We start from the raw sequence: 6,755 nt of genomic DNA, 5'->3' as shown, positions 1-6,755 counted from the left end.
GGGCTATGTCTTCGGCAGCGCGGGCTGAGCCGACCTGAGCAGACGCTGCGCTGCTTGGATCCTCGCGACACGCCGGTGCGGATTTCCCCGGGATAGTCGACTTGCAGTCGACCCGCTGGCCTTTAGGCCGGCGGAAGAGGTCGACTGCAAGTCGACTATCCCGGGGGGCGCCGCTCGGCGGCGATTGGCTGTATCGCCCGGCCTCACCAGGTGAGATTCAACTCCGCACGCACGAAGTAGGATTCGTCGCGCCGATTCTCGGCGTAATAGTCACCGGGCCAGAGGTATTCGGCGACCAGGTGTCCGGCGACGTGCTTGCTGAGCTTGGTCTTGACCCAGACGGCGGCGAGATGTCCGCGGAAGCGGCTCTCTCCGCTGAGGTTGACCAACTGCGCCGGGGTGCGGGTGGTCATCTCGTCGGCCCAGAGCGCGTGATAGTCGACCGTGACCAAGGTGGTCGGGTGGGCCTGGATGCCCCAGCCGAGATTGAGCCGGCTCAGGTTCGTCGCCTCGCCGACGCGGCTTTCCAGCGGCCACTGATAGATCATGAGCTCGCTCCACTGCGGCCAGCGGCCCCAGAGCGGGTCGAAGGCTTGGGTGCCGTTGCTGTCGGGGTCGTTGCCGGAGAGAAACTCGTAGCCGAGATGAAACCGGTTGGCGAGCGGATCATTCAGGCTGTAGGTGGCGCGTCCGTTGAACCCGAATGCATCCAGGTCCGCATCGTTGCGGGTACCCCACTGGTAGGCGCCCTCGGCGCGCACCGCCCATTGCGGGGTCGGCTTGGACTCGGCGCGCACGCCGAGCGTGTAGGCGACGCCTGAGTCGGGCGGCGAGGGAAAGGGTGCGCCGTTGTTGACCCGAATATTGCCCGGGGTGTTGTCCGGCGTACTGCTCTTGTACATCAGGTACCCGTCGAGGTCCGTATCCTTGACCAAGCTTTTGTTGCGGGCGTAGAGGATGGCGCCTGTCTCGTATTGCTCGATCTGATCCTCGATCACGCCGTTCAGCGGGCTCGGAAAGCGCCCGGTGTCGGCATCCTGGTTGAGGTAGATGAGGTCGAGCGTGGTCCCGATGGACGCCAGGTTATAGGTCGCGCGGGCTGCATCGAAATAGATGGTCCGGGAGCCGTCGAGTGGCGTGCCGTCGAGCACCAGCCAGCCGTTGCCGAGGATGATCTCTTGGCGACCGAGCTTCACCGAAAGCGGCGAGCCAGCGATGTCTTTGAAGTTGACATCCAGCAGATCGAAGAAGAGTCCACCGCTGTACCAGGTCTCGAAACCCGGTATCGGCCACTGATTCTCCTTGGGCTTGTTGTAGTGACGACCTTCCCACATCAGTCGCGCGGTGCCGACGATATGGTCGGTCGGTGCGTAGATCCCCCAAATGCGCCCGCGATACCGCTGGAAGGTCCGGTCAGCCGTTGGGCTTCGGTCGTTCAGACCGACATTGCCGATGAAGACCTGGCGCAGACGCAGATCCGCCCCTGGCTTGAAGCTCGAGACCGGCTCGGCCTCTTGAGTGCCGGCCGAGGCGCTTGCCGAAAACAGTGCTGCGGCCAATGCCGCAAGCCATGTCGATGCGTGTCTAGAAATCATCGTCCACCTTCTTCTCGTCCAGCGCCCAAAGACGATCTTCGGGGGTCACCTCGTCGCGCGCGGCATTGCGGCGAACCAGCCCGTAAATGATGCCGATCACGGCCATCGAGATGGCGCCGAGATAGGCCATAAGGACATACGGATCATCGATACCCAGCATCCCATGCGCTCCTGAATTGAATTGCGTCCGAGGTTAGGGTCGATCCGAGGTGCAAGGCCGCTCCCTCGGCGATACCAAAATAAACCCAGTCGACGCAATTCAAATAAAAAATTAAAAATACTTAAACCGCGTCCGCGCCAAGATTCATTGATCGCGAGAACGCAGCAGCATCCCGAAACCTCTCATATCCCACCGAGACGCGGTTTAACGGGGGAAGCAGCGACGCAAATGCGCCTGATCCGGTGGCCGTGTCACCGCACTGACCAGGATCAAGGTCAGCAGGGAGGCCGGCAACGCGATGATGATCGGGTCCACGGACGGCCAATTGGGATAATCCGCGAGCAGGCTGGTCTTGCCGTCGGTGACCAGCTGCACCAGCCCGATGGCGCTGGCCTCGCGCGCCTTGATGAAAGCCAGCCAGAAGAGCGAGACACTCATGCCGACGGTCATGGAGGCGAGGGCCCCGGCTCGGGTCACGCGTTTGGAGATGAGTCCGCCGATGTAGGCGGGCAGGAAGCTCGCCGCACAGAGTCCGAAGAAGATCGCCGTGAAGCGGGCGATGACATATTCCTGTCGCACCGTGTAGCTGATGGTCACGGCGATAAGCAGTCCGATCATGATGGCGAGGCGCATCACCAGGATGCTCGGCTCGCGCTGATGTCCCTTCTCCGCGATGCGCTCGTAGAGGTCCCGCCCGGCGGCCGTGCCGATCGTATGGAACTGGCTGGACATGGTGCTCATGGCCGCGGCGAGTAGGGCGAGGAAGAAGATCACGCCGAACCAATGGGGCATGGCGGCCATGATGAAGGCCGGGATGATCTTGTCGGCGTCGCCCTTGGTGTAGGTCGCGGCAATGGAGCGGCCGGCGACGAGCTCGAAGGTCGCGCCGGCGCCGTCTTGTGCCGAGGTGCGCTCGCTGATGATCATGGGTGCGCGCGCGGGTGCCTGTGTCTTGGGGCTGATGATCGAGGTCCAGGTCCCCGATTCGCCCTGCTGCATCAGCTCGACCAGGGCGCGATCCTTCTCGGCATCGATGACCTCGACGACCTTGCCCTGCAGGAGCGGGCCGTTCTGTGCGAACCAGGCGTTCGAGAGACTGCCCACCACGAAGGGCGTTCCGACCATGAGCAGGATGAAGACGGCGCCGATGGGCACGGCCCGGTCGAGCTCGCGACGGCTGCGCACCGTCATAAAGCGCACCACCAACTGAGGTTGAGCGAGCACGCCGATCCCCACGCCGAGCACCAGCGCGGTGATTACGGTCCACCAGAGATCGTAGGTGGTCGCGCCCCAGCCGAAGGCGGGCATTGCGGTCCAACCTTGATGACCCATCTGCGCGAGCGGCGCGGGGACGAGATCCGCCATATCGGTGAGGGTGCTGTGCGCCTCGGTGATTCCGCCGAGGCTCATGTAGGTAAAGATCAGCAGGAAGATCATGGCAAAGACCATGACGAAGCCCTGGAGCGTATCGGTATACATCACCGCCTTGATGCCGCCGGGGATGACGTAGGCGGCGGTGATGAGCGCGAAGATCAGGAGCGCGACCTCGAAATCGATCCCGAACTGGGTCGCCGCGAAGATGCTGCCCCCGGTCATCACGGCGGCCGAGTAGAGCGGCATGAAGAGAAAGATGATGGCGCCGGCGAAGATCTGGATGCCGCGACTCTGGTAGCGTTGACCCAGCAGCTCCGGAAAGGTGTGGGCGCCGAGATGATGACCGAGTCGCCGTGTGGGCTCGCCCAACAAGATGAAGGCGATCAGGATCCCGACCCCGATGTTGAGCACGGTGAGCCAGAGCAGACTCATGCCGAAGAGTCCCGCCACCCCGCCGAAACCGACGATGGCCGCGGTCGAGATGAAGGTGGCCCCGTAGGAGACCGCCATGATGATCGGGTGGGCCGAACGCCCGCCGACCAGGAAATCCGCGGCCGAGCGAGTGCCGCGATAGCCGAGCCAGCCGAGATAGCCGGTGGCGAAGAGGTAGGCCAGAATGACGACGATGTCGACCCAGCCTACGGAAGAATGCCCCGTCATGAGTCCCCCTCGGGATCCCGAAATAGTCGTTGTTGTCTTGTCAGGACGCGCGGGGGCGAAAAATAACCTGGACGTTCGTATCGTTATATAGATCCAGCGCAGTTAAACGGCGGTTTTTGACCTATCAACGACCAATCGTTGACCTTTTGATGACCAGGAGAGCCCGTTCGTGGAGAGTTTCAAAGTCGTACGCCCCGAGTTCCTCAACCATTACGGTTACCTGTTCGGGGGCTTTTTGTTGAAGTGGGTCGACGAGATCGCCTGGATCGCGGCCAGTCGCGACCATCCGGGGTGCCGCTTCGTCACCATCGCGATGGACCGCGTCGAGTTTCACCGCAGCGTGAAGCAGGGCGCGGTGCTGCGCTTCGACGCGATCGAGAGTTGTCGCGGCAACACCTCGATCAGCTATTCGGTGCACGTCTTCGCCGACGATCTAACGACCGGCAATGAGGAGCCGATCTTCACGACCTGCATCACCTTCGTGCGGGTCGACGAGCAGGGGCGGAAGATCCCCTTGTCGCCGCCCGGCAGATGAAAGGCCGCGCGGGCGGCCGTTTCGTCACTGCGGGCGGTCCTCCTGGAGGTACGGCAGGATGGCGGCGCGAATCGCCTCGGAGAGACCCGCGGCGGGGGAGCCGTCTCGATTGATCTGGAGGTGGACGGTTTTGGCCGTGGCGGCGAGCGTCCCGTCCTGCGTCTCGAAGCGATAAGCCACGGCGAAGGAGCGGGTGCGGATCTCTTCGATCGCCAGCGTGACCTCAACCCGATCACCCTGGCAGAGCGGTCGGTGATAGTCTGCCTCGGCATGCACGAGCGGCAGCAGGATCTCTCCCTCGCGGATGAGACGCTCAAGCGGGAGGCCGACCCGGGCCATGAAGGCCTCGTAGGCATCGTGCGCATGCCGGAAGAGGTGGCCGAAAAACAGCCGCCCGGCCGCGTCCGTGTCGTGAAGGCGGACACTGAAGGCATAGGCGAAACGGTTTGGATCCATGTCTGACTCCGGAGGCTTGTGGCGATGATCGATCTTAACCTGAGGTCGCTGAAGACTCGTTCGTTCCTTCTCACGGCGCTGATGCTGCTCGCGCCGGTCGGCGTGCCGGCGAGCGAGAACCCGAGCCCGCCGATCGTGAACCCGGTCGTCGAGCCGGACCCGGGCGAATCGGCCCGCCTCGATCCCTCCGCCTTCTCGGACGTCCCGATCCCCGAGGGGCGCGTCGCGGCCGCCGTGGCGCAGCTCGACGCCATGGCCGAGGCGGTGCTCGAGACGACCGGGGTTCCGGGCATGGCGATCGCGGTCGTGCACCGTGATCGCGTCGTCTACATCAAAGGCTTTGGTCGACGCAGCCTGGACGGCGAGGCGCGCATCGATGCCGAGACGGTCTTTCAACTAGCCTCCCTGTCGAAGCCGGTTGCGGCGACGGTGGTCGCAGCCGCGGTCGATCGGGCCCGTATCGATCGACCCGGTGTCGACGGGAAGGACGGCGGCCGAGCCGGGGTCGACTGGGACGATCCGATCGTCCACCGTCTGCCCGATTTCGCCCTGAAGGATCCGACGATCACGCCGCGGGTGACCATCGCGGATCTCTTCGCCCACCGCAGCGGGCTACCCGACCATGCCGGCGATCTCCTGGAGGACATCGGATACGGACGCGCGGAGATCTTATCGCGCCTGCGTTTCTATCCCTTGGCTCCCTTCCGGGCCAGCTTTGCCTATACCAATTTCGGCCTCACCGCCGCGGCCGAGGCGGTGGCCCGCGCCGCGGGTACGTCATGGGAAGACCTGAGCCGAGATCTGCTCTACGGCCCGCTCGGGATGACCTCCACCAGCTCGCGTTTTGCGGACTTCGTCTCGACCCCCAATCGGGCGATCGGGCACATCCGCCGGGACGGCGTCTGGATGGTGACGCCCGAGGTCCGCCAGCCGGATGCCCAGTCGCCCGCGGGGGGCGCGAGCAGCTCCGTGACCGATATGGCCCAGTGGATGCGGCTGGTTCTCGGCGAAGGGACGCTCGACGGCAAGTCGGTCATCGCCTCTGAGACGCTGGCACGGATTCACGCGCCGAACCTCATGAGCTCCCCTTTGCACGAACCGAGCAGTCGCCCGAGCTTCTACGGACTGGGTCTGGGTGTCGGCGTGGACAGTGCCGGGCGTGTCCGCTGGTCTCACTCGGGCGCGTTCGTCCTGGGTGCCGCGACGACGCTCGCCATGCTCCCTTCGGAGTCTCTGGGGATCCTGATCCTCACCAACGGCCAACCGGTCGGAGCGCCCGAGGGGATCGCCGCGAGCTTTCTGGAGCTGGTGGAGACCGGCGAGATCCGCCACGACTGGCCGGCACTTTACGGGGACGCGATGGCGGGGCTTTACGACTGGCACACGGCGTTCGGCGAGGCCCCGGCCACACCCGCCCCGGCACGTCCGCTCGCTGTCTATACCGGTCGCTATGCCAACGACCTCTACGGACCGGCCGTCGTGGAAGCGACCGAAGCCGGATTGGTCCTGCGACTCGGCCCGAGTCCGATGGCGTTTGCGTTGAGCCATTTCGACGGTGATGCCTTCACCTTCCAACCCGTCGGCGAGAACGCGCTCGGTATGAGCGGTGCGGTCTTCGCGTTCGAGGACGATAGGGCCGCGTCTTTGCAAATCGAATATCTCGACGAGGATGGGTTGGGGACGTTCAGGCGCTGAACCGCGTCTTGAGTGATTCGCCTTGTCGAGGTTTGATCGACTTGCCCGACCCCGATGGCGTGCGACATGATTGGGGCACGATCAGATTCGAGGAACCGCAGTGAGATTGCTCGCATTTCAATCGCTCGTCGTCCTGACCGCCTGCGTCGGAACCCTCTGCGCACCATCCGTGTTTGCTCAAACCAAGGGCGATCCGGAGATCGGTGCGGGGATCGCGGCGCGCGTCTGTGTGGCCTGTCATGCCGAGGACGGGACCAGCCCGATGCCGAACACGCCTCGG

General features: G+C 64.2%; 6 protein-coding genes and 1 pseudogene. 3 read left to right on the top strand and 4 right to left on the bottom strand.

Translation table 11 applies throughout. The annotated features are described in order from the left end of the window. Positions 1-203: 203 nt before the first annotated feature. From GPT33_RS11865 to GPT33_RS11855, 3 genes are all read right to left on the bottom strand, one after another. Positions 204-1,595 (bottom strand): alginate export family protein, encoded by a 1,392-nt coding sequence (locus tag GPT33_RS11865; protein WP_296809191.1) that lies wholly within the window; start codon positions 1,593-1,595, stop codon positions 204-206. Next, positions 1,585-1,755: a symporter small accessory protein gene (locus tag GPT33_RS11860; RefSeq protein ID WP_296809188.1), complete on the bottom strand. Its 171-nt coding sequence runs from the start codon at positions 1,753-1,755 to the stop codon at positions 1,585-1,587. The genes GPT33_RS11865 and GPT33_RS11860 overlap by 11 nt, the downstream gene beginning before the upstream one ends. Before the next feature lie 204 nt (positions 1,756-1,959). Continuing rightward, positions 1,960-3,789, bottom strand: coding sequence for a sodium:solute symporter family protein (locus GPT33_RS11855; protein WP_296809185.1), 1,830 nt, complete (start codon positions 3,787-3,789; stop codon positions 1,960-1,962). Between the two features lie 169 nt (positions 3,790-3,958). Here GPT33_RS11855 and GPT33_RS11850 point away from each other — a divergent pair, with 169 nt between their 5' ends. Then, positions 3,959-4,324: an acyl-CoA thioesterase gene (locus GPT33_RS11850; protein ID WP_296809182.1), complete on the top strand. Its 366-nt coding sequence runs from the start codon at positions 3,959-3,961 to the stop codon at positions 4,322-4,324. Positions 4,325-4,348: 24 nt separating this feature from the next. Here the strand turns inward: GPT33_RS11850 and GPT33_RS11845 are convergent, their stop codons facing one another. Further along, positions 4,349-4,780, bottom strand: a complete 432-nt coding sequence (locus GPT33_RS11845; protein ID WP_296809178.1) for an acyl-CoA thioesterase — start codon at positions 4,778-4,780, stop codon at positions 4,349-4,351. A 24-nt stretch (positions 4,781-4,804) separates the two neighbouring features. Between GPT33_RS11845 and GPT33_RS11840 the strand changes: the two genes are divergently transcribed. Further along, positions 4,805-6,475 carry a serine hydrolase gene (locus GPT33_RS11840; protein WP_296809175.1) on the top strand — a complete coding sequence of 557 codons (1,671 nt, stop codon included), beginning with the start codon at positions 4,805-4,807 and terminating at the stop codon, positions 6,473-6,475. A 100-nt stretch (positions 6,476-6,575) separates the two neighbouring features. Further along, positions 6,576-6,755, top strand: a pseudogene (locus GPT33_RS11835) (cytochrome c4); the annotation flags it as partial.

This window comes from Thiocapsa sp. (assembly GCF_011390875.1).
In the GTDB taxonomy this organism is placed as follows: Bacteria; Pseudomonadota; Gammaproteobacteria; order Chromatiales; family Chromatiaceae; genus Thiocapsa.
This window is presented reverse-complemented; position numbering and strand designations above follow the sequence as displayed.

Coding starts and splice junctions, on each gene's coding strand:
- GPT33_RS11865 (WP_296809191.1), bottom strand. CDS start 1,595: ATGATTTCTAGACACGCATCGACATGGCTTGCGGCATTGGCCGCAGCA.
- GPT33_RS11860 (WP_296809188.1), bottom strand. CDS start 1,755: ATGCTGGGTATCGATGATCCGTATGTCCTTATGGCCTATCTCGGCGCC.
- GPT33_RS11855 (WP_296809185.1), bottom strand. CDS start 3,789: ATGACGGGGCATTCTTCCGTAGGCTGGGTCGACATCGTCGTCATTCTG.
- GPT33_RS11845 (WP_296809178.1), bottom strand. CDS start 4,780: ATGGATCCAAACCGTTTCGCCTATGCCTTCAGTGTCCGCCTTCACGAC.
- GPT33_RS11840 (WP_296809175.1), top strand. CDS start 4,805: ATGATCGATCTTAACCTGAGGTCGCTGAAGACTCGTTCGTTCCTTCTC.